This is a genomic window from Glutamicibacter sp. NPDC087673 (assembly GCF_044743255.1).
In the GTDB taxonomy this organism is placed as follows: Bacteria; Actinomycetota; Actinomycetes; order Actinomycetales; family Micrococcaceae; genus Glutamicibacter.
Window position 1 is genome coordinate 1 of sequence record NZ_JBIUWB010000011.1, and the last position, 21,643, is coordinate 21,643.

The window sequence follows — 21,643 nt, forward strand, 5'->3', positions numbered from 1 at the left end:
TGAGGGTGTGGGAGAGTAGGTCACCGCCGGACTTAACTTGAGTAGATGGTTTGAGGCCCTGGTACCGTTTGGTGCCGGGGCCTCACCTGTTTAACTTGACTATTTAAGCCGTACGCGCATCGGCCGTCCTCACCCTTCCTATCTTCATGGAAGTAGATAAGGTGTGTAGTAGAAATAACAAGATCTTCTACACGAGGGGCTTTCCGTGACCACCGAGACTACGAGTCCACTGACATACCGCGACGATTCAATTCGTCCCCAGGACGATCTCTACCGCCATAGCAATGGCAAGTGGTTCGAGACAGCAACAATTCCAGGAGATCAAGGAATTTACGGTTCCTTCATGGAACTCCGCGACCAGGCTGAGGCTGCGGTCCACGGAATCATTAATGAAGCAGTGCAGAAGGTCGATTCCGGTGCAGAAACTGACGCCGCCACCCAGCGCATTGCCCGCCTCTACAGCTCATTCATGAATGAAGCCGTTATCGAAGAACGCGGTGCCGATCCGGTTGCTGTCTTCTTGAATACTATTTCGGATATCCAGAGCACCGAACAACTGCTCGAAGTATGCGGTTTCTTCCAGCGCAAAGGCATCAGCGGCTTCATGGATATCGGCGCGATGAACGACGCCGGCAATCCGGACCGGAACCTGCTGACCTTCCTGCAAGGCGGACTGGGCCTGCCTGATGAGTCCTACTATCGCGAAGAGCAGTTCGCTGAAACCGTATCCGACTACCAGGACCACCTTGGCCGCCTGCTGGCCCTTGGCGGTATTGCTGATGCCGAAGCCGCGGCCGCACATGTCGTAGCGCTCGAGAAGGCCATGGCCTCGCATCACTGGGACCGGGTCAAGGTCCGCGATGCTCAGGCACGCTACAACCTGATGTCCGATGAGGAGCTTTCCGCGCTTTTCCCGGGTGTGAGGACCTGGCTGGCTGGCGCCGGCATTGAGCCGAAGTACTACAGCGAAGTTGTCGTCTGGCAGCCAAGCTACCTTCAGGGATTGTCTGAGCTATTCGGCTCCCAGCCGCTGGATGCCTGGAAGAACTGGTTGCGGGTCCAGGTGCTGCGCTCCTTCGCTCCCTACTTGTCCAGCGCATTCGTCAATGAGAATTTCTCCTTCTACTCGGCCAAGCTCGGTGGCGTGGAACAGCTCAAGGAGCGCTGGAAGCGAGGTGTCGCATTCACCGAAGGTGCTGTAGGCGAAGACATCGGCCAGCTGTACGTGGCTGAGCACTTCCCTGCAGAGGCCAAGGACGCCATGGACGCGCTGGTTCAACGGCTCATCGAGGCTTACCGCATCTCGATCAGCGAACTGTCCTGGATGGGCCCGGAGACCATCGAAAAGGCACTGGATAAGCTTTCCAAGTTCCGTCCGAAGATCGGCTACCCGAACCAATGGATCGACTACTCTGCCATCCAGGCTGATGAACTGGACGTCATCGCGAATATTGCCTCGGCGAACGAATTCGAGTTCGCTCGTGAATTGAAGAAGATCGATGACGGGGTGGATCGCGAACTGTGGTTCATGTTCCCCCAGACGGTGAACGCCTACTACCACCCGCTGCTGAACGAAATCGCGTTCCCAGCGGCAATCCTGCGCCCGCCATTCTTCGACGTGAACCGCGATATCGCTTCGAACTTCGGTGGCATCGGCGCGGTCATCGGCCACGAAATCGGCCACGGCTTCGATGACCAGGGCTCGCAGTTCGATGGCACTGGCCAGTTGACCAATTGGTGGACCGATGAGGACCGGGCTTCCTTCGAGAAGCTGACCGCCAAGCTGGTGGACCAGTACAACGCGCTGTCCCCTTCAGAAGCCCCGGAACACAACGTCAACGGTGCACTGACCTTGGGCGAGAACATCGGCGACCTCGGAGGCCTGGGCATTGCCTACAAGGCCTACAAGCTCGAGTTGGCCGCCCTTGGCATACAGGAAGATGAAGTGATCGACGGCATCACAGGAGACCAGCGCTTCTTCTACTCCTGGGCCGAATGCTGGCGCACGCTGATTCGTCCGGAGACCGCGGTAGTACGCGTGACCACCGACCCGCATGCACCCGGGGAGTTCCGCTGCAACCAGGTTCCGAAGAACCTGGCATCCTTCCACGAGGCCTTCGGCACCAAGCCCGGCGATGGCATGTGGCTGGATCCAGCTGACCGCGTAGAAATCTGGTAAACCGCATAACTGAATGGATAGGGCAGGGGCAAAGCCAGCTTTGCCCCTGCCCTATCCTGCGTTACGGGCCAAGATCACTGTGTAAGGCTGATCATGAAGGGCTTCAACTGCACGCCATGACACGTAGAATGGTCTATTGTGACTTCCGAAAATAATTCCGCACAGGCCCCAGATCCAAACGATCAGCGACAGGTGCGCACCGATAAGCGCAACCAGCTGCTGGCCAAGGGCGAGGAAGCCTACCCGGTAGGCATAGCTCGCACCCACTCGTTGCAGGAAATCCGCGACAAGTACGAGCACCTCGAAGCTGGTGAAGAGACCGAAGACGTCGTCGGCATTGTCGGCCGCATCGTTTTCATGCGCAACACCGGCAAGCTGTGCTTCGCCACCTTGCAGGAAGGCGGCCAGAAGGGCGAAGGGGTTCGCCTGCAGGTCATGCTCTCGCTTGCCAACGTTGGCGAAGAGCGCCTGGCCCAGTGGAAGTCGCTCGTCGATCTGGGCGACCATGTGTTCGTGACCGGCAAGGTCATCTCCTCGCGCCGCGGCGAGCTGTCCATCATGGCAGACGCTTGGGAAATGGCTTCCAAGGCCCTGCGCCCACTGCCGGTGCTGCACGCCGATCTGAATGAAGAGACCCGCGTGCGCCAGCGCTACGCCGATTTGATCGTGCGCAACGAGGCCCGCGAAATAGTCTACAAGCGCGCCGCGATCGTCCGCGCCGTACGCAACACCCTGGAGAACCGCGGCTACGTCGAGGTTGAGACCCCGATGCTGCAGCTGGTTCACGGTGGCGCTTCGGCCCGTCCATTCAAGACGCACCTGAACGCCTTTGACCAGGAAATGACCCTGCGCATCGCAACCGAGCTGTACCTCAAGCGGTGCGTCGTTGGCGGTGTTGACCGCGTCTTCGAAGTGGGGCGCATCTTCCGCAACGAGGGTGTCGACTCGACCCACTCGCCGGAATTCACCACCTTGGAATCATACGAAGCCTACGCCGACCAGTACGTCATGGCCGATCGCATCAAGGAAATCATTCTCAATGCCGCTGATGCCATTGGTGCCGGCCGCACCATCGAGACCCCCAAGGGCACCGCTAACCTGGACGGCGATTGGCGCTGGGTCAGCGTCTACCCTGGCCTGTCTGAAGCTGTCGGCGTGGAGATCACCCCGGAAACCGATGCTTCGGTGCTGCGCGAAGTCGCTGCGAAGCACGAAGTGAAGATCGATCCGGCCTGGGGCGCCCAGAAGCTGGTCATCGAGCTGTTCGGCGAAATCGTCGAGCCGACCTTGATCGATCCGACCTTCGTGTGCGACTACCCGCCACTGGCACAGCCGCTGGCACGCCCGCATCGCTCGAAGCCGGGAGTCATCGAGGCCTGGGACCTGATCATCGGCGGCATGGAGCGCGGTACCGCGTTCTCCGAGCTGATTGACCCGGTGATCCAGCGCGAGCGCCTGACCGAGCAGTCCCTGATGGCTGCTGGCGGCGATCCGGAAGCAATGCAGCTTGACGAAGACTTCCTTCGTGCATTGGAATACGGTGCACCGCCGATGGGCGGTATCGGTTTGGGTATCGATCGTCTGGTTATGCTTTTCACCAACGTCGGTATTCGTGAAACTATTCTGTTCCCACTCCTAAAGCCGGAGGCATAGGAATGCCATATATTGAGGCGATCGTCCCGACAATCGGCCTGGCGCTGCTTTTCTGGTACGTGATGAAAGCAATTACAAACGCGGATCGAAAAGAACGCCAAGCTGAAGCTGAAGCTGATGCGCTAATTCAAAATCGCTCGGATTCTAATAATCCAGTAAACGAGAATTAGTCTTTCCTGAAAGAACCTTGTGAATTCTGATGATAATTAGAGTTTAGTGCGGCTATTTGTATATGCTTGTTGTTTGAAATGGGCTGATGATCGAATGTCAGTTGGTCCAGTACATTCAAGCTCGGAGGAATTCCTAAATGGCACGTCAGGTTCAAATTGCCCTGATCGACGATATTGATGGTAGCGAGGCGACTGAATCTATTGCATTCAGCGTCGCTGGTCAGCATTTTGAAATCGACCTGAACGACGAGCATGCTGCTCAGTTCCATGCAGCCATCGAGCCGTACATCGATGCGGCGCGCTCGTCGAAGCAGACTGCAGCGAGCGAAGCTCCAGCAATCCGCGCATGGGCGAAGGAAAACAACATCAAGGTCAACGCACGCGGACGCCTTAATGCAGAAGTTGTAGATGCCTACAATGCTGCAATGCGCAAGGGCGGACGAAACCGCGCGAAGTAATTTGCGAGGTTTTCAACAAGTCTCAATATAAGAGCCGGCACGCAATGCGTGCCGGCTCTTATTCTTATAACGACGTTCGTAATTCATCCAATACTTTCATTGAACATCGCAATATTGGCGAGCCAAGTAAATCTGGAAATTAATTGCACCTCAATTACGGATTTCCGGTACCAGGGGACCGCTTCGGTTATCCCTGTGGCGAACAAGGGCGCATTGCCGGCGCTTGGTGCGTAGCATCGAATTATTGGTAAGCAAGGAGTGTGCCGAAGATGTTTGAGAGATTTACCGACCGTGCCCGTCGAGTTGTCGTGCTCGCCCAAGAAGAGGCGCGCATGCTCAACCACAACTACATCGGCACCGAGCACCTGTTGCTCGGTCTAATCCACGAAGGCGACGGTGTCGCCGCAAAGGCGCTTGAGTCGCTGAATATTTCGCTGGGTGCCGTTCGTGAGCAGGTTCAGGAGATTATCGGCAAGGGCCAGCAGGCGCCTTCCGGTCATATCCCGTTCACTCCTCGCGCCAAGAAGGTTTTGGAGCTCTCGCTGCGCGAAGCGCTGCAGCTGGGGCATAACTACATTGGTACCGAGCACATCCTGCTCGGCCTGATCCGCGAGGGCGAGGGCGTCGCAGCCCAGGTACTGGTGAAGCTGGGCGCTGACCTCGGTCGCGTGCGCCAGCAGGTCATCCAGCTGCTCTCGGGCTACCAGGGCGGCAAGGAAACTGCCTCCGCTGGCGTCAGCTCGGGCGGACAGCAGGAAGGCACCCCGGCAGGCTCGGCGGTGCTCGACCAGTTCGGCCGCAACCTCACCGCAGCTGCCCGCGAGGGCAAGCTCGATCCAGTGATTGGCCGCGAGCACGAGATGGAACGCGTCATGCAGGTCCTCTCGCGCCGTACCAAGAACAACCCGGTGCTGATCGGCGAGCCTGGTGTCGGCAAGACCGCAGTCGTCGAGGGCCTGGCCCAGTCGATCGTGCGCGGCGATGTGCCCGAGACCATCAAGGACAAGCAGCTGTACACCCTGGACCTCGGTTCCCTGGTGGCCGGCTCCCGCTACCGCGGCGACTTCGAGGAACGCCTGAAGAAGGTCCTCAAGGAAATCCGCACCCGTGGCGATATCATCCTGTTCATCGACGAGATCCACACCCTCGTTGGTGCTGGTGCCGCCGAGGGCGCCATCGATGCCGCGTCGATCCTCAAGCCGATGCTGGCTCGTGGCGAACTGCAGACCATCGGTGCCACCACCTTGGATGAGTACCGCAAGAATATCGAGAAGGATGCAGCGCTTGAGCGCCGCTTCCAGCCGATCCAGGTCAAGGAGCCTTCGGTAGAGCTGACCACGCAGATCCTGCGTGGCCTGCGCGACCGCTACGAGGCGCACCACCGCGTGACCATCACCGATGGTGCACTGCAGGCCGCTGCCACGCTGGCGCACCGCTACATCTCCGATCGCTTCCTGCCGGACAAGGCCGTGGACCTGATCGACGAGGCGGGCGCACGCCTGCGCATCCAGCGCATGACCGCTCCTCCGGCCTTGAAGGAAATGGACGAGGAAATCGCCACCGTGCGCCTGGAGAAGGAAGCTGCGATTGACGCGCAGGACTTCGAAGGGGCTGCTTCGCTGCGCGATAAGGAATCCAAGCTGATTGAGGCCCGCAACGAGAAGGAGAAGTCCTGGCGCAATGGCGACATGGACGAAGTCTCCGAGGTGACCGAGGACCTTATTGCCGAGGTACTTGCCAACTCCACCGGCATCCCGGTTGTGAAGCTGACCGAGGAAGAGTCCACGCGCCTGCTGAACATGGAAGACGAGCTGCACAAGCGCGTCATCGGCCAGGACTCGGCGATCAAGGCCATCTCCCAGGCGATCCGCCGTACCCGTGCAGGCCTGAAGGATCCGAACCGCCCAGGTGGTTCGTTCATCTTCGCCGGCCCAACCGGTGTAGGCAAGACCGAGCTGGCCAAGGCGCTGGCAGAGTTCCTCTTCGGTGAAGAAGACGCGCTGATCACCCTGGACATGTCCGAATACTCGGAGAAGCACACCGTTTCCCGGCTCTTCGGTGCTCCTCCGGGCTACGTCGGCTACGAAGAGGGCGGGCAGCTGACCGAGAAGGTCCGCCGCCGTCCGTTCTCCGTAGTGCTCTTCGACGAGGTCGAGAAGGCGCATGCCGACTTGTTCAACTCATTGCTGCAGATCCTGGAAGACGGCCGCTTGACCGACTCCCAGGGCCGTGTGGTGGACTTCAAGAACACCATCATCATCATGACCACCAACCTCGGTACCCGCGACATCTCCAAGGGTGTGATGACCGGCTTCCAGTCGGCCGCGGATACCAAGACCGGTTACGAGCGCATGCAGGCCAAGGTCCAGGAAGAACTGCGTCAGCATTTCCGCCCTGAATTCCTGAACCGTGTTGATGACACGGTGGTCTTCCCGCAGCTGAACCAGGACGAGATCGAAGAAATCGTCGACCTGTTCATCGCACGCCTGGCCAAGCGCCTGGAAGAACGCGAGATCACCATCGAGCTGACCCAGGCTGCCCGCAGCCTGCTGGCCCAGCGCGGTTACGATCCAGCAATGGGTGCCCGCCCGCTTCGCCGCACCATCCAGCGCGATATCGAGGACCAGCTCTCCGAGCGCATCCTCTTCAGCCAGATCGTTGCGGGCCAGAAGGTCACCGTCGACGTCGAGGGCGAAGGCGAGAGCCGCAAGTTCGTCTTCCATGCTGAAGGCGGCACCGGCCAGCTGGAAGGCGAGCCGGCACCGGCAGCACTGGAAAGCTAGGCCGCAGAGGCATAACCCATAGCCGTGGAACTGACAACGTTCAGTTCCACGGCTATTGGCTTTAATCCGGCCATGTCGTAGGCTCAACACATGAAGAAGCGAAGCAAAGGGCAACAGCTGATTGCCGCTTCCTGCCTCGCAGTCATGGCCTATTCAGCCCTGTACCTTCTCCTCCGTCCCCAGCTTCCTGGACAATTGGTGCGCCATGCCGGCACCGACGGAGCCGGATACGGCCCAACGTGGCTGGTGGTGCTGGTGATTGGTGCCGCGGGCACGCTCAGTATTGCCATCGGCATCATTGCCTACCGCGACTTCACCTCATTGGGGCACTGGAACCCGGGACCGAAATCGATTGTGGTCTGCTTCCTGGCCGCTGGCTTCGGAATCCTCGGACTGGGCGCTGCCATGCTTCTCGCTGCCATGGGAGAAGACGCCGCGCAGCAAGGCACCCTGCCTATTGGCATGGGACTGCTTGGGCTGATCGGGGTCTTCGCGCTTTCCGCCTCGCTGCTGGCAAAGGCATTGCCCCAGGCGGAGCAAGAAAGCCTCGACGCCTGAAGAGCAATCGATTCCCTCCGGGCGTGCTGGGCTTAGCGGGCCACCGCCTTGGCTACCAACTCGGCAAGCATTTCTTCGAGCTGCCCATCAAGCGCGGTAATGGCGAACGAGGTGGGCCATAGGGTGCCCTCATCCAGCTGCGCAACATCGTTGAAGCCGAAAGTCAGGTAGCGGGTACCGAACTTCTTGGCATCCTGCATGAAGCACAAGATCTTGCCGTCCAAAGCGTAAGCGGGCATGCCATACCAGGTTTTCGGCTCCAATTCCGGAGCCGTCTCGGTGATGATCCGGTGCAGCTTCTGCGCAAGCACCTTGTCGTTGCCCTCGAAGGAAGCAATCTTCTCTTCCACTTCCTTGCGGGCCTGTTCCGCCTTCTCGGCTTTGGTCATGCGCTTCTTCGAAGTGCGCACCTCAGCGGCCCGCTCTTTCATCGCGGCCTTCTCGGCGGCTGAAAAGCCTTCTTGTTCTGAACTGCTCATGCTTCTTCTCCCTGAACTGCTTGGTTGATACGGACCATATTTCCCGAAGGATCGCGGAAGGCGCAATCGCGCGGACCCCACGGTTGGTCCATTGGCTCCTGCAGGACTTCAGCGCCCGACGCGCTCAAAGTTTCAAAGACCTTGTCCAGATCATTGGTGGACAGCACCAGCGGGCCGATCGCGCCCTTGGCTACCAGCTCGGCCAAGGCCTGCGCATCGGCAGCTGACCGGCCAGCGCCCGGAGCCGAAAGCACCAGGCTGGTGCCGGCGCCGTCGGAGCCGCCAAGGGACACCCAGCGGAAGCCGCCGTTGGCGACATCGGAGAGGACCGTGAAGCCCAGCGCATCGCGGTAGAACGCGAGCGCCTCATCCACATCGAGCACGGTCAAAGGGACATGATTGATTGAAATGCTTGCCATGGCTCCAGCCTAGGGAGCGCCGACCAGATAGCGCTTCTTCAAAACTGCTCAGAATCTCTCGGGACGCAAAAGGATCTTGGCGATGCAGGCAGGGATCTGCTCGGTGGCTGAATGGTCCCGTTCCCGGTATGACGAGGGAGTTTCGCCGACCACTTCCGTGAAGCGCGTGCTGAAGGAACCCAGAGAGGTCCATCCCACTTGCATGCAAGCATCTGTTACCGAGACCGATGCGCGCAGCAGATGCATGGCGCGCTCGATACGGCGGGTGAGCAAATAGGCATGCGGGGTCTCGCCATAGGCCCGCTTGAACTCCCTGGAAAAATGAGCAGGAGACATGGAAGCACGCTGGGCCAACGCAGGCACATCCAATGGTTCCGCATAGTGCCGGTCCATCAGGTCCCTGGCCCGGCGCAGGTGCGCCAGGGTTTTCAGCGCTTCGGCATCCACCGGCTAGCCCCGGTTCCTGGCTCGCAGGACAAGGAATGCACCCAGCACCGTTGAGCACAGGTAGATCCCGGTGACGGTGATCCAGCCCGCGGTGAAGCCACCGGCCGAGCCGACCAGCAGGCCCATGGCCAAGGGCCCCACGGTGAAACCGCCAAACTGGCCCGCCGAGACGATTCCGCTGGCACTTCCCAGGCGGCTTGCGGGGATCACCCGCAGCAAGCCCGCCATCAGCACTACCGAAACTCCCAGGGCCGAGGCCCCGTGCAGGCAGACCGCTAGCCAGAGCAAGGCCACCGAGTGCAGCTGCTGGGCCATCAGGAAGCTGGCACCGCCCGCAGTGGCCAGTGACGCCAGCAGCAGCAAGAGCTTAGGCGCTGATACGCCGCGTGACATCATCTGCCCCCATCCGACGCGGGCGGAAACGCCAATGACGCCAGCGACCGCGGCGGTCAGGCCGCCAGCGACCAAGGAGAAGTCCAGCTCGCGGACCGCAAAGAGCGCCAGGTAGACGTTGGTTGCCTGTACGCCGACACCGTTGATGAAACCGAATAGGGCCAGCGCAAAAATGACGAACTTCGTGGAGGGGGCGGCCGCAGCCACCGGCTGGCTCGCGCCCGCTGCCGCCTTCTGCGGGGCAGGCGCGGCGAGCACGGGGGTTGCGCGGATAACCCGTACAGCGATCACCGCGAGGACCGCGGCGAGCACGGCGCCGGCCAGCGATGCTCCGTTCCAGCCAATGAATGCAGCCAGCAGCGGGAACCCCACGCTGCCTACGAGCTGCGAAACCTGCACGCCAGACTGCTTGATGCCAGTCCACGTGATGCGCTGGGCACTAGGGACGCGCTGGGCCAGAATGCGGTTGGTGACCCCGTTGGGGAATGACTGGGCGAAGCCGGCCAGGCCGGAAGCCGCCAGGAGCAAGACGTAGCCTGCGGGAATGGCTGCCAAGCCCAGCGCGACCGCCGTCGTGCCGAAGATCAGCAGGACCAGCCTGGTATCCGGTTGCCTGTCGGAGAACTTCCCGAAGACGGCGTTACCCAGTGCGGCGCAGCCGAAGCACACTGTCGCCAACAGGCCGAACTGGGATTCGGTGATTCCCAAATCCCTGATGACCAGGTCGCTGGTGGCGTTCAACCCGTAATTAAGCAGGGGAGCGATGCCGACGGCGGATAGGAGGATGGCAAGCAACCCGAATCCGGGGCGTGCTGTTCTAGCTGGCATCCTCATCCTTGCTCCAGTGCGACTTCAATGTTCAAGTTTATCTTGGCACACCGTGTTGCGGGATGTTCCTTCAATGACATATCCGGCATCTGCTTCGATTCTGCAAACGGTGGGGCATAGGATTTAGAACGTGAACTCTTTTACCGTCCGCTCAGCCAGAACCAGTGATGTCAACGCTATCCGCAATCTTGTGCGCCCGTTGGCCGAGGAACGGATCCTGCTGGATAAGGAAGCGGTCACCTACTACGAGTCCATCCAGGAATTCCTGGTCGCCGAGGACGCGGACGGCAATGTTGTCGGCTGCGGCGGTTTGCACGTCATCTGGGAAGACATCGCCGAAATCCGTACCTTGGCGACCTCGGGCGAGCTGCGTGGCAAGGGCGTAGGCCATGTCCTGCTCTCCGAACTCTTGGAACGTGCCCGGGAAGTCGGGGTTGGCCGCGTCTTCTGCCTGACCTTCGAAGTGGATTTCTTCATACGCCAAGGCTTCAAGGTGATGGCTGACCAGAGCGCCGTGGATCCAGCGGTATACCAGGAGATCCTGCTCTCCCGGGATGAAGGCGTTGCTGAATTCCTGGACCTCGCCCGCGTGAAGCCGAATACCTTGGGCAACACCCGGATGATCATTACGCTGGACTGATACTTCTAGTCCATCCGGTCGTAGCGCGCACGGAATATCAGGTACAGCGCGTAGCAAACCAGGCCCGCACCGATAGCAACCAGGGCAACCGGCCCAAACGGCTGATCCTGGATGGCCTTCAGCGCGCCATCGATGCCGCTGGCCTCTTCCGGGTCGCGCTGTACCGTGGCCACGATGAAGAGCAGGCCCACGGCACCGAGGACTACGCCTTTGGCAGGATAGCCCAGCATGCCCGAGTACTTGATCGCGCGCGATACCTCGGTATTTCCGGAACCGGAGAGATCCTTCAAGAACTTCCGGGTGGCACCCTTGTAGATGTAGTAGCCGGCCATGGCCAGCAGCCCAGGCCCAAGGCGATCAGCAACCCCCGGCCAAGTCCGGTCTTCATCATTTCTCCGCTGAAGCTGGTGGCAGTCTTTCCCGAATCACTGGGAATTCCCACCGCAAACCGCCCAAAGGTGAAGCCGACAGCCAAGAAGGACACCGAGATGGCCGCGGACTTGAGCCTGCCCTTCAGCTCGTTTTCGGGCAAGAAGGCCTGCGCCAAGGACCATAGGCCCAGCAATAGTGCGCCGATTGCGCAGATCCACAGCAAGACCATGCCGAAAGGCTGCTCTGCCAAGGCGCCCATGGCTCCGCCCTGATCGGCTTCCGCCTTGCCGCCGGCAGCGACGAAAGCTGCGAGGATTCCCACGGTTGCGTGAAGTACGCCGTTGGCGACGTATCCCAGGCGTGCGGCGCGTTCGAACCATGGGTGCTTGGCTACGTGGCGAACAGCAGCGGCCGGATCAACTGAAGCGTTCATGGGCTAAGCATAGGTAGGCATCAGGGCATAAAGCTAGCCGCTTCTGGCTCGTTCCGGGCCGATGCTACGAAGGCAGGCGGATTCCATCTTCTTCGGCGATCGCCAGGCCATCTTTGAGCAGCCCGGCCAGTGCCCGTTCACGCTGCTCCAATGGTGATTGCAATTGGTCAAGCGCCACATACCTTGCATGCGATTCATGGGACAGCTCGGCCAGGAAGGACTGCTCTGGCACCGCCTGCTCATGCTCGCGCAGGATCGCCATGATGGCGCCGCGGACCTGCCGGTCCGTACCCTTCCAAGCTTGTCCCTTCGGGATGTAGTGCGGGGCCGGCTGCCCCTGGGCAATCCATGCGCACTGTTGGAAGACCGGGCATTGCTCGCACTTCGGGCTGCGAGCGGTGCACACCAGGGCACCGAGTTCCATTACCGAAATATTCCACAGATTCGCTGCCTGATGATCCTCGGGCTGGACTTCTGCAGCCCGGGCGAATTCACTGGCACGCGGGCTTGGCTCGGGCAATGCCATGCCGCCAAAGAGCCGTGCATGCACGCGGCGAATGTTCGTGTCCACGACAACGGTGCGCTCGCCGAAGGCAAAGCAGGCAATGGCGGCCGCGGTGTAGGAGCCGATGCCCGGCAAGGCCAGGAGCTCGGCTTCGGTGCGCGGGACTTCGCCGTTGTACTCGGTGGTGATCTCCACGGCGGCGGCATGCAAGCGCTGCGCGCGCCGCGGATAGCCCAGCCGTCCCCACGCTTTCAGTGCTTCGGACAGCGGTTCCGCAGCCAGATCCTGCGGCCGTGGCCAGCGGCGCATCCATTCTTCCCAAACCGGCAAGACACGAACTACCGGAGTCTGCTGGAGCATGAACTCGCTGACCATGACTTCCCAGCCGCTCACTCCGGGGCGTCGCCAAGGCAGGTCGCGGGCGTTCTCTAGGTACCAGGTGTTGATGGTGTTGTGGATTTGCTGCACCCCACCACTCTAAGCCAGCGCACCGTCGGCCCGGAATCAGCGGGAATGGATTGCAGAACGTGATTTGCCCTGGATCCTACGCCATTACCGGCTTCGGGCAGGCAAATGAATTAGCCTTAAGCCATGAGCAACGCATCAGGGGGGAAACCATCGGCCAGCGTCTACCGGCGCAGGCGGATCACCGTGGCAGTACTTGCCCTGGTGCTCGTCGGCCTGCTTGTCTGGGGCGTCGTTGCGCTGGCCGGATTGTTCTCCCCTGATGAGAAGAAAACTGCAGGCAATGAGTCAAGCGCCCAGCAAACCCAGTCGGTTCCTTCGCCATCGCCAGAGCCGGAAGACGACGAAGCTGCGGCCAAGAAGTGCAAGAGCGACGAGGTCGAGATTACTGCGACTACCGATGCGAAAAGCTACGCCTCGGACAAGAAGCCGACCTTGCTGCTGGGCATCGAAAATGTTTCCAAGCGCGAATGCGAATTGAACGTCGGAACCACGCAGCAGGAGTTCCTGGTTTCCAGCGGCGCGGACCGCATCTTCTCCACCATCGATTGCCTGGATGGCGCAGAAGATGTGAATCTGGCCTTCAAGCCGGGGCAGAAGGAGAACGCGCGCTTCACCTGGAACCGCGAGCGTTCGGCTCCCGGGTGCAAGTCGGTCAGCGTGCAGCCGCGTCCGGGAACCTACAAGTTCACCGCCGCTATCGGCGACTTCGTTTCGGAGCCGGTCACCTTCACCTTGGAGTGAAAACGCCTAGATGTAGCGATCCAGCAACGAGGATTCGGCCATGCGGGCCAGCCCTTCCCGGATGGAGCGTGCACGCTGCTCGCCGACGCCCTCGATTTCCATGAGCTGGCTGGTGGACGCTGCCATGAGCAGCTGCAAGTTATCGAAGGACGCCACCAGGCGGTCCCCGACCAGCTTGGGCACTGTGCGGATCTGCGAAAGCAGGCGGTAGCCCTTCGGGGTCAGCTGGTCGTCTTGGCCAATGGTGGAGTGCGGGAACAGGATCTTGGTCAGGCCATCAAGCTCAATGAGCTGGGCATCGGAAACTTCATGCAGCGTCTCCAGGGCACGCTCGATATCCAGCTCCTGGCCTTCAGCGTCGGAATAGTCCCGCAGGAGCAACTGGTTATCCGCCTGGATGCCGGAGAGCAATTCCGCATGCTGGGCCGCCAGCAGGCGCCCATCGATGCCCAGCTCCAGCACGTAGCGGGAGATTTCTTCGCTGGTACGGCGCAGCATCTCGGTGCGCTGCAAGACAGCGAGCACTTCCCGCGCGGTGGCGACATCTTCAATTTCCGCAGCTGACAGGGCGCTGGTGACCTGGTCCAGGCGGTGGCGGTACCGTTCCAAGGTAGCAATAGCCTGGTTGCCGCGGGCCAGCAGGCGCTCGGCTGGCTCGAGCACATGGCGCTCGCCGTCGGCATAGAGGGTGATGGTCTGCATGGACTGCGAAACCGAAATCGTCGGGAACCCGGTTTGCGCGGCTACGCGTTCTGCCGTGCGGTGGCGGGTGCCGGACTCCTGGGTTTCAATCTGCGCATCCGGCATCAGCTGCACGCCGGCCTGCTGGATCTGGCGTCCTGTGCCGTCCAGAATGATCGCGCCGTCCATCTTGGCCAGTTCGCGGATGCGTGTAGGCGTGTATTCGGTGTTGATCCTGAAGCCGCCGGAGCTGATCGACTCCACGAGCCTGTCATGGCCCAGCACTATGAGAGCGCCAGTACGGCCGCGCTGGATCCGTTCAAGACCCTGGGCGAGCTCGGTACCCGGGGCAATCTGGGCCAGAACGGCAAGGAATCCGGGGGTTGGGTGCGCTTTCAACTTGCGTCCTTTCGGCGGGCAGCAACAATCAAGTTTATCCTGCGGGCTTCTGTCGCTGGTTAAACGCAATATCCAGCGCCTGCGCGATGTTCTCCACCTGGAATACGCGGATGCCCTCGGGGATATTCTTCAACGGTTCCGGGGTGGCCGGAGCCATCGCGAAAGAGAAGCCCAGACGCTGCGCCTCGGTGATGCGCCGTGAGATTTCCGGTACTTGCCGAACTTCGCCGGCCAAGCCGACTTCGCCGAAGGCCACGAAGTCCTGCGGCAGCGGGAATTCATTCATCGAAGAAGCCAATGCCAGCGCGCAGGCCAGATCCGAGGCGGGTTCGGCAATTTTCACGCCACCCACGGTGGCGATATACGAGTCCATGGACGACAGATCCATATGCGCGCGGGCCTGCAGCACCGCCACAACCATTTGCGCCCGCGCGGCATCCAAGCCACTGGTGGCCCGGCGGGCAGCAGGGGCATTGCTGCGCGAGAGCAAGGTCTGCACCTCGGCAACCAGCGGCCGGCGGCCCTCCATCGTGACGGTGATGCAGGTGCCCGGCACCGGGGTGCGGGTTCGGGTGACGAAAAGCTTGGAAGGATCGGTCAGCGATTCAATGCCGTCTTCATTCAAATCGAAGCAGCCCACCTCGTCGGTGGCTCCGTAGCGGTTCTTCAGCGCGCGCAGGATGCGCAACCGCGAATGCTTCTCGCCATCGAACTGGCAGACCACGTCCACCAGGTGCTCGAGCAGCCGTGGGCCGGCGACCGAACCTTCCTTGGTCACGTGGCCGACCATGATGGTGGACATGGCTCGGGTCTTGGCCGCGTTGATGATCGAGGCAGCGACTTCGCGCACCTGGGAAACGCCGCCGGCAGCGCCGTCCACCTCTGCCGAGGAGAAGGTCTGCACCGAGTCCAGGATCAGCAGCTGCGGATCGATCTCCTGGATCTGGCCCAAGGCCAGAGCCAGGTCGGTTTCGGCGGCCAGGAACAGCGTATCGGCGATGGCGTTGATGCGTTCGGCGCGGGACTTTACCTGCGCGGCGGACTCTTCACCGGTTAGATAGAGCACGCGCAAGCCGGTTTGCGCGGCTTTCGCGGCAACGTCCAAGAGCAGCGTGGACTTGCCCACGCCAGGTTCGCCGGCCAGCAGGATCGCGGCTGCCGGAACCAGGCCGCCACCGAGCACGCGGTCAAGTTCGGAGACGCCGCTGGGGCGGAAGGCCGCTTCGGAGCCGTCAATCTGCGCGATCGGCTTGGCTGGGTGGGCCACCTTGGCCGCGGCTACGGTACGGGCGGAGACGACACCCACTTCTTCGACAGTGCCCCAGGCCTGGCATTCGCCGCAGCGGCCCACCCACTTAATCGTGGTCCACCCGCATTCAGAGCATTTGAACGATGCGGAAGACTTGCTGCGAGTGGAGGTTTTGGCCATGGCTCAATGCTATCGAGCTATGCGGACATTTTCGTTCAGGACAGCTTGGGCAGCACTTCGATGGCTTCCTCGTGTTCGCGGCCTGCCGCTTCGAGCAGATCCACCACCATCGGGCGCAGCAGCAAGACCAGGCCTTCGCCCTGGAGCCCCTCAACTCCCAGGGCGCGCGGATCCAGTTGGGCGGCGACGCCTTCGAGCTGCAGCTGGGCGGCCTTCTCGTATTTGCGTTGGCCAGCCACCGTGGTTTCGCGCACCGAGTGCGCCAAGGTGTTGACCGCCTCGGATAGCTCGCGCATCAGGGGAGCCAAGGTTTGCGCGCCTTCCGGGGTCAGTGCGCTGTTGCTGAGCACGGAAGCAAGGCGCCGGGCGAAGACCCGCGAGTTGCGGGCGGCCCAGTCGTAGTGGTTGAAACGCTTGGATAGCCGGTTCAGTTCATGGCGGTGGCGACGCCCGGTGGGGGAAATCGTTGCGATTTCCTTCGAAGCGCGGAAGGCGGCTGGCAGCATATCCAGGTACTTCTGGGTTCCGCGAGCCTTGATCAGTGCGTGGAAGGCTGCGCGCCGGTCATCGTCGCGGATGGCCCAGGCGCATTCCAAAAGCGCTTCGGAGAGCTCCTTGAACAGATCCGATAACGCGGACACCGGGCTGCGCCGCGGGTCGGTAGGCCAGAAAATAATCACCAGCAGGGCAAGCAGGGACCCGGTCAGGGCATCGATGGAACGGGCAAATGGCCCATCCGCGCTGATGGGCAGCAGCACTACCAGTGCCGATTGCATGCCCAGCTGGGTGGAGAAGATGGCACCGGAATCCAAATAGCGGGCAATGACCAGGCTCAGCGACATCACCAGTGCGGCCTGCCAGATCCCCTGCCCGAACCAGTGCATGAGGGTATCGCCCAGCGCCACCCCCAGGGTGCACCCCAGGGCGACTTCGGCGGTTTTGCGCACGGTGGTGGAGGCGCCGAAGCCCAGGGAAACCAGCGCGCTGGTGGCTGCGAAAATCGGTTGGGAATGTCCCCAGATGCTTTCGGCGATCCAAAAGGCTCCGATTGCGCCAAGCGTCATGCGCAGGATTCTAGGCAGGGAGTTGCGCGAGCGTATCAGCCCAGCGCGATTGCGCTGCGCTATGAATCCGAATAGATGCGCTGGCATGCGCTTCACTTTCCGCCCAGTTGCCATGGCTTCAGTCTTCCACGTGTTCGGCGGCAGGTGGCAGAAGCTGCCGGGATATTGCGCTGGTGAGCAGGATCACTTGGCTTCAGGTATGTTGTTAACCTTATGTTCACCTTTGCCGGGGGAGCTGGTTACTTTCGATCTTTAACGTCGTAGATGAAGCGGGAAGACGCCGCTGAAGGTTTTACATCGATCTACCAACATGGGGAGTAAATCTCGTGAAGCTCAATCGCTTTGGCAGCGCAGCTGCTGTTCTTTCCGTAGCGGCACTCGCGCTGACCGCTTGCGGCTCGGATAACCCAACCGCCGCAGCAGGTTCTGAAGGTGCCGAGGCGTCGGCAGCATCCGGTGTCACCGGAACCCTGACCGGCATCGGCGCATCCAGCCAGAACTCGGCCATGGAAGCATGGACCACCGGCTTCAAGACCGCCAACCCGGAAGCCAACGTGCAGTACTCGCCAGATGGCTCCGGCGCAGGCCGCGAAGCATTCCTGGCAGGTGGCGCGCAGTTCGCCGGCTCGGATGCATACCTGAAGGAAGACGAAGCCGAAAAGGCCAAGGAAGTTTGCGGCCCAGAAGGCGCATTCAACATCCCGGCCTACGTTTCGCCGATCGCGATCGCTTTCAACCTCGAAGGCGTTGAAGAGATCAACATGGACGCAGCCACCATCGCCAAGGTGTTCAAGAAGGAAATCACCAAGTGGAACGATGAGGCTATCGCCAAGCAGAACGAAGGCGTTGAACTCCCGGACACCGCAATCACCGTGGTGCACCGCAATGATGAGTCCGGTACCACCGAGAACTTCGTCGAGTACCTGAAGGCCGCAGCGGCTGACGTTTGGAGCTACGATGTTTCCGGCGACTGGCCAAGCGACATCCAGTCGGAGAATGCCAAGGGCACCTCTGGCGTGGTTTCGACCACCACCTCCACCAACGGCGCAATCACCTACGCCGACTTCTCCGCAGTGGGCGGCCTGTCCACCGTGAACGTGAAGGTCGGCGAGGAATACACCAAGATTTCTGCTGAAGCAGCTGCCAAGGCCCTGGAGACCGCAACCCCAGTTGAAGGCGCAGCCGAGAACGACCTGGCTCTGGACCTGGAGCGCGACACCACCGAAGCGGGCACCTACCCAATCGTCCTGGTTTCGTACCACATCTTCTGCAGCAGCTACAAGGACCAGGCAACAGCCGATCTGGTCAAGGCCTTCGGCAACTACGTCATCTCCGAAGATGGCCAGAAGACCGCGCAGGCTTCGGCAGGCAACGCCCCGATCTCGGCAGCCATTGCCGAGAAGGCAAAGAAGTCGATCGACGGCATCACCGTCGCCGAGTAGTACCCCGCCGGGCAACCGGCACCAGGTGCGGGTGGACGAACTCACCCACCCGCACCAGCAGTACCCCTCCACCCCCGCAGTGAAAACTGCACCACCCCCGTTTCGTAAAGGCTCTAGCCATGACTACCAATGCTTTGACAAGCAAGTCATCGACTTCCGGCCGCGCTGGTGACAAGATCTTCTCCGGTGCCGCCCTGGGCGCCGGTGTCCTGATCCTGATCACGCTCTTCGCGGTCGCGGTCTTCTTGCTGATCCAAGCCCTGCCGACGTTCTTCGCCGATCCGGCGGAGATTTCCGGCGGCGCAGGATTCTTCGCTTACATCTGGCCGATTGTTATCGGCACCGTGATCGCAGCGGCTATCGCGCTGCTGATCGCCACCCCGATCGGCATCGGCGTGGCGCTGTTCATCTCGCACTTCGCTCCACGCAAGGTCGCAGGCCCGCTGGGCTACCTGATCGATCTGCTCGCCGCGATCCCCTCGGTGATCTACGGCGCGTGGGGCTACATGGTGCTCGCTCCGGCTCTGGTTCCAGGCTACGAATGGCTGGCCAAGAATCTGGGCTTCATCCCCATCTTCGAAGGCCCCGCCAGCCAGACCGGCAAGACCATGCTCACCGCCGGCATCGTGCTGGCCGTGATGGTGCTGCCGATCATCACCTCGCTGAGCCGCGAGATCTTCTTGCAGACTCCCAAGCTGCACGAGGAAGCCGCGCTGGCACTGGGCGCAACCCGCTGGGAAATGATCACCACCGCGGTGATCCCGTTCGCCCGTCCGGGCATCATTTCCGCCGTCATGCTGGGTCTGGGCCGCGCCTTGGGCGAGACCATGGCCGTTGCGCTGGTGCTCTCCACCGGCAACCTGATCCCATCGCTGATCAAGACCGGCAACCAGACTATCGCCGCGGAAATCGCCTTGAACTTCCCTGAGGCCTTCGGCCTGCGCCTGGCAGAGCTGATCGCTGCCGGCCTGGTCCTGTTCCTGATCACCCTGGTCGTGAACATGATCGCTCGTGGAATCATCGCCCGCCACAAGGAATTCTCGGGAGCTAACTGATGAGCACCATGACTACTAACCAGAGCAACAGGCCCGGGGCCCCGACTCCACCGGTGCGCAAGCGCAACTCCTTGGCCAAGGGCAAGCTGCCGAAGTGGGCCATCTGGGCGATCGCCGCAGGCGCCATCATTGTCGGCGCGGCAGCGTCCACGCTGACCGGCTTCAACGTTGCCTCCTTCGCCATCTACTCGGCGCTCATCTTCCTGGTGGCCGCCTCCGTGATCACCACCGCAGCTGAAGGCAAGCGCCGCGGCAAGAACGCGATGTGGACCTACCTGATCTACGCGGCGTTCATCGTCGCCGTAATCCCGCTGGTATCCGTGCTCTATACGGTGCTGGAAAAGGGCATGCCGGGCCTGAATAGCCACTTCCTGTTCAGCTCCATGAACGGCGTGACCGGCGCGGTGGACAATGAATCCGTCGCCAATGGCACCCCGGTAGTCGGCGGCGCGTACCACGCGGTGATGGGCACCTTGCTGATCACCCTGTGGGCCACCTTGATCTCTGTTCCGGTGGGCATGCTGACCGCTGTCTACCTGGTGGAATACGGGCAGGGCAAGGCGCTGTCCAAGGCGATCACCTTCTTCGTCGACGTGATGACCGGCATCCCTTCGATCGTTGCCGGCCTGTTCGCAGCGGCCTTCTTCGGCATGATCCTGGGTCCGAACGCCCGCATGGGCATCGTCGCGGCGGTCGCGTTGAGCGTGCTGATGATCCCAACGGTGGTCCGCTCCACCGAGGAAATGCTCAAGATCGTTCCCAACGAACTGCGTGAAGCTTCCTTCGCGCTGGGCGTGCGCCGCTGGCGCACCATCTTGAAGGTCGTCATCCCGACCGCGATCTCCGGCATCGCCTCGGGCGTCACCCTGGCCATCGCCCGCGTGATCGGCGAGACCGCGCCAATCCTGGTCACCGCAGGCATCGCAAGCCAGATCAACATGAACGTCTTCGCAAACTGGATGTCCACGCTGCCGACGTTCATCTACTACCAGATCCTGACTCCGACCAGCCCGACGAACATCGACCCGTCGGTGCAGCGCGCCTGGGCTGCTGCCCTGCTGCTGATCTTCATGGTCATGGCTTTGAACCTCATCGCCCGCCTGGTCGCTTCGATCTTCGCCCCAAAGAAGGGCCGTTGAGCTAAGGCTCCGGTCCGGACAAACCCGAACTTTTCAAGGATTACATCATGGCAAAACGCATTGACGTCAACGACCTGAACGTCTACTACTCCAAGTTCCTCGCCGTTGAAGGCGTCTCGATCAACATCGAGCCGAAGTCCGTCACCGCTTTCATCGGCCCCTCGGGCTGCGGCAAGTCCACCTTCCTGCGCACCCTGAACCGCATGCACGAGGTCATCCCGGGCGGCCGCGTCGAGGGCCAGGTCCTGCTGGACGGCGATGACCTGTACGGCGCCGGCGTCGACCCGGTCACCGTGCGCAGCCAGATCGGCATGGTCTTCCAGCGTCCGAATCCGTTCCCGACCATGTCCATCAAGGACAACGTGCTCGCCGGAGTGAAGCTGAACGGCCAGCGGATTTCCAAGTCCGATGCCGATGCCCTGGTCGAGAAGTCGCTACGCGGCGCCAACTTGTGGAACGAAGTCAAGGATCGCCTGGACAAGCCGGGCTCGGGACTCTCCGGCGGCCAGCAGCAGCGCCTGTGCATCGCCCGCACCATTGCGGTCAAGCCGGACGTGATCCTGATGGATGAGCCTTGCTCGGCATTGGACCCGATCTCCACCCTGGCTATCGAGGACCTGATCAACGAGCTGAAGAACGACTACACCGTAGTGATCGTGACCCACAATATGCAGCAGGCTGCACGCGTGAGCGACAAGACCGCGTTCTTCAACATTGCGGGCACCGGCAAGCCGGGCAAGCTCATCGAGTACAACGACACTGCAGCCATCTTCTCCAACCCGGAGCAGAAGGCCACCGAGGATTACGTCTCCGGACGCTTCGGATAAAGATTTCGGATACCGCCGCTCCTTGAGCCGGCGGTAGACGGACCGGAAGGGGGGTCTTCCGGGGATCCTGGAGGGGATCAC

The 21,643-nt window shown here is 61.3% G+C and carries 22 protein-coding genes; 12 read left to right on the forward strand and 10 right to left on the reverse strand.

The annotated features are described in order from the left end of the window. Positions 1–205 precede the first annotated feature (205 nt). The 6 genes from ACIOTL_RS17490 to ACIOTL_RS17515 all read left to right on the forward strand — a co-directional run bounded on the left by ACIOTL_RS17490 (position 206) and on the right by ACIOTL_RS17515 (position 7,801). Entirely contained in the window at positions 206–2,179 is a 1,974-nt protein-coding gene (locus tag ACIOTL_RS17490) for a M13 family metallopeptidase (protein ID WP_105662699.1), read from the forward strand. Between the two features lie 138 nt (positions 2,180–2,317). Next, positions 2,318–3,832: a lysine--tRNA ligase gene (gene lysS / locus ACIOTL_RS17495; RefSeq protein WP_400344112.1), complete on the forward strand. Its 1,515-nt coding sequence runs from the start codon at positions 2,318–2,320 to the stop codon at positions 3,830–3,832. Between the two features lie 2 nt (positions 3,833–3,834). Further along, a complete protein-coding gene (locus ACIOTL_RS17500; protein WP_166650875.1) occupies positions 3,835–4,002 on the forward strand; it encodes a hypothetical protein in 168 nt (55 codons plus the stop codon). A gap of 137 nt (positions 4,003–4,139) precedes the next feature. Next, positions 4,140–4,460: an Lsr2 family protein gene (locus ACIOTL_RS17505; RefSeq protein WP_105659017.1), complete on the forward strand. Its 321-nt coding sequence runs from the start codon at positions 4,140–4,142 to the stop codon at positions 4,458–4,460. 269 nt (positions 4,461–4,729) lie between these two features. Further along, positions 4,730–7,243: an ATP-dependent Clp protease ATP-binding subunit gene (locus ACIOTL_RS17510; RefSeq protein ID WP_105659016.1), complete on the forward strand. Its 2,514-nt coding sequence runs from the start codon at positions 4,730–4,732 to the stop codon at positions 7,241–7,243. A 90-nt stretch (positions 7,244–7,333) separates the two neighbouring features. Continuing rightward, entirely contained in the window at positions 7,334–7,801 is a 468-nt protein-coding gene (locus tag ACIOTL_RS17515) for a hypothetical protein (protein ID WP_105662701.1), read from the forward strand. 32 nt (positions 7,802–7,833) lie between these two features. On the opposite strand, the gene ACIOTL_RS17520 is transcribed toward ACIOTL_RS17515, so the two are convergent. From ACIOTL_RS17520 to ACIOTL_RS17535, 4 genes are read right to left on the reverse strand one after another with little or no spacing between them, the layout of a single operon-like run. Continuing rightward, positions 7,834–8,280, reverse strand: coding sequence for an iron chaperone (locus ACIOTL_RS17520; protein ID WP_105659014.1), 447 nt, complete (start codon positions 8,278–8,280; stop codon positions 7,834–7,836). After that, entirely contained in the window at positions 8,277–8,699 is a 423-nt protein-coding gene (locus tag ACIOTL_RS17525) for a VOC family protein (protein WP_105659013.1), read from the reverse strand. Before ACIOTL_RS17525 ends, ACIOTL_RS17520 begins: the two co-directional genes overlap by 4 nt. A 48-nt stretch (positions 8,700–8,747) precedes the next feature. Beyond that, positions 8,748–9,092, reverse strand: a complete 345-nt coding sequence (locus tag ACIOTL_RS17530; protein WP_219844379.1) for a helix-turn-helix transcriptional regulator — start codon at positions 9,090–9,092, stop codon at positions 8,748–8,750. A 57-nt stretch (positions 9,093–9,149) separates the two neighbouring features. Continuing rightward, on the reverse strand, positions 9,150–10,367 hold the full coding sequence (locus ACIOTL_RS17535) for an MFS transporter (RefSeq protein WP_400344113.1): 1,218 nt from the start codon (positions 10,365–10,367) through the stop codon (positions 9,150–9,152). Between the two features lie 130 nt (positions 10,368–10,497). Between ACIOTL_RS17535 and ACIOTL_RS17540 the strand changes: the two genes are divergently transcribed. Further along, positions 10,498–11,007, forward strand: coding sequence for an amino-acid N-acetyltransferase (locus ACIOTL_RS17540; RefSeq protein WP_105659010.1), 510 nt, complete (start codon positions 10,498–10,500; stop codon positions 11,005–11,007). Between the two features lie 5 nt (positions 11,008–11,012). Here the strand turns inward: ACIOTL_RS17540 and ACIOTL_RS17545 are convergent, their stop codons facing one another. The 3 genes from ACIOTL_RS17545 to ACIOTL_RS17555 all read right to left on the reverse strand — a co-directional run bounded on the left by ACIOTL_RS17545 (position 11,013) and on the right by ACIOTL_RS17555 (position 12,785). Beyond that, positions 11,013–11,339 (reverse strand): DUF1206 domain-containing protein, encoded by a 327-nt coding sequence (locus tag ACIOTL_RS17545; protein WP_400344114.1) that lies wholly within the window; start codon positions 11,337–11,339, stop codon positions 11,013–11,015. Then, on the reverse strand, positions 11,294–11,812 hold the full coding sequence (locus ACIOTL_RS17550) for a DUF1206 domain-containing protein (protein WP_400344116.1): 519 nt from the start codon (positions 11,810–11,812) through the stop codon (positions 11,294–11,296). Before ACIOTL_RS17550 ends, ACIOTL_RS17545 begins: the two co-directional genes overlap by 46 nt. A 64-nt stretch (positions 11,813–11,876) precedes the next feature. Further along, positions 11,877–12,785: an A/G-specific adenine glycosylase gene (locus ACIOTL_RS17555; RefSeq protein WP_105659008.1), complete on the reverse strand. Its 909-nt coding sequence runs from the start codon at positions 12,783–12,785 to the stop codon at positions 11,877–11,879. A gap of 123 nt (positions 12,786–12,908) precedes the next feature. Between ACIOTL_RS17555 and ACIOTL_RS17560 the strand changes: the two genes are divergently transcribed. Next, positions 12,909–13,526: a hypothetical protein gene (locus tag ACIOTL_RS17560; protein ID WP_400344118.1), complete on the forward strand. Its 618-nt coding sequence runs from the start codon at positions 12,909–12,911 to the stop codon at positions 13,524–13,526. 6 nt (positions 13,527–13,532) lie between these two features. On the opposite strand, the gene disA is transcribed toward ACIOTL_RS17560, so the two are convergent. From disA to ACIOTL_RS17575, 3 genes are read right to left on the reverse strand one after another with little or no spacing between them, the layout of a single operon-like run. After that, complete coding sequence (gene disA / locus ACIOTL_RS17565; RefSeq protein ID WP_105659006.1) at positions 13,533–14,606, reverse strand: DNA integrity scanning diadenylate cyclase DisA; 1,074 nt, start codon at positions 14,604–14,606, stop codon at positions 13,533–13,535. Between the two features lie 34 nt (positions 14,607–14,640). After that, positions 14,641–16,035 carry a DNA repair protein RadA gene (radA, locus tag ACIOTL_RS17570; RefSeq protein WP_105659005.1) on the reverse strand — a complete coding sequence of 465 codons (1,395 nt, stop codon included), beginning with the start codon at positions 16,033–16,035 and terminating at the stop codon, positions 14,641–14,643. Between the two features lie 35 nt (positions 16,036–16,070). Next, positions 16,071–17,099: an aromatic acid exporter family protein gene (locus ACIOTL_RS17575; protein WP_286134711.1), complete on the reverse strand. Its 1,029-nt coding sequence runs from the start codon at positions 17,097–17,099 to the stop codon at positions 16,071–16,073. 326 nt (positions 17,100–17,425) lie between these two features. Between ACIOTL_RS17575 and pstS the strand changes: the two genes are divergently transcribed. The 4 genes from pstS to pstB all read left to right on the forward strand — a co-directional run bounded on the left by pstS (position 17,426) and on the right by pstB (position 21,562). After that, entirely contained in the window at positions 17,426–18,541 is a 1,116-nt protein-coding gene (gene pstS / locus ACIOTL_RS17580; protein WP_105659003.1) for a phosphate ABC transporter substrate-binding protein PstS, read from the forward strand. Between the two features lie 119 nt (positions 18,542–18,660). Next, positions 18,661–19,596, forward strand: coding sequence for a phosphate ABC transporter permease subunit PstC (gene pstC, locus ACIOTL_RS17585; RefSeq protein ID WP_105659002.1), 936 nt, complete (start codon positions 18,661–18,663; stop codon positions 19,594–19,596). Continuing rightward, positions 19,596–20,735, forward strand: coding sequence for a phosphate ABC transporter permease PstA (gene pstA, locus ACIOTL_RS17590; protein ID WP_105659001.1), 1,140 nt, complete (start codon positions 19,596–19,598; stop codon positions 20,733–20,735). The genes pstC and pstA overlap by 1 nt, the downstream gene beginning before the upstream one ends. 47 nt (positions 20,736–20,782) lie before the next feature. Further along, positions 20,783–21,562, forward strand: coding sequence for a phosphate ABC transporter ATP-binding protein PstB (gene pstB, locus ACIOTL_RS17595; protein WP_105659000.1), 780 nt, complete (start codon positions 20,783–20,785; stop codon positions 21,560–21,562). Positions 21,563–21,643: the final 81 nt, after the last annotated feature.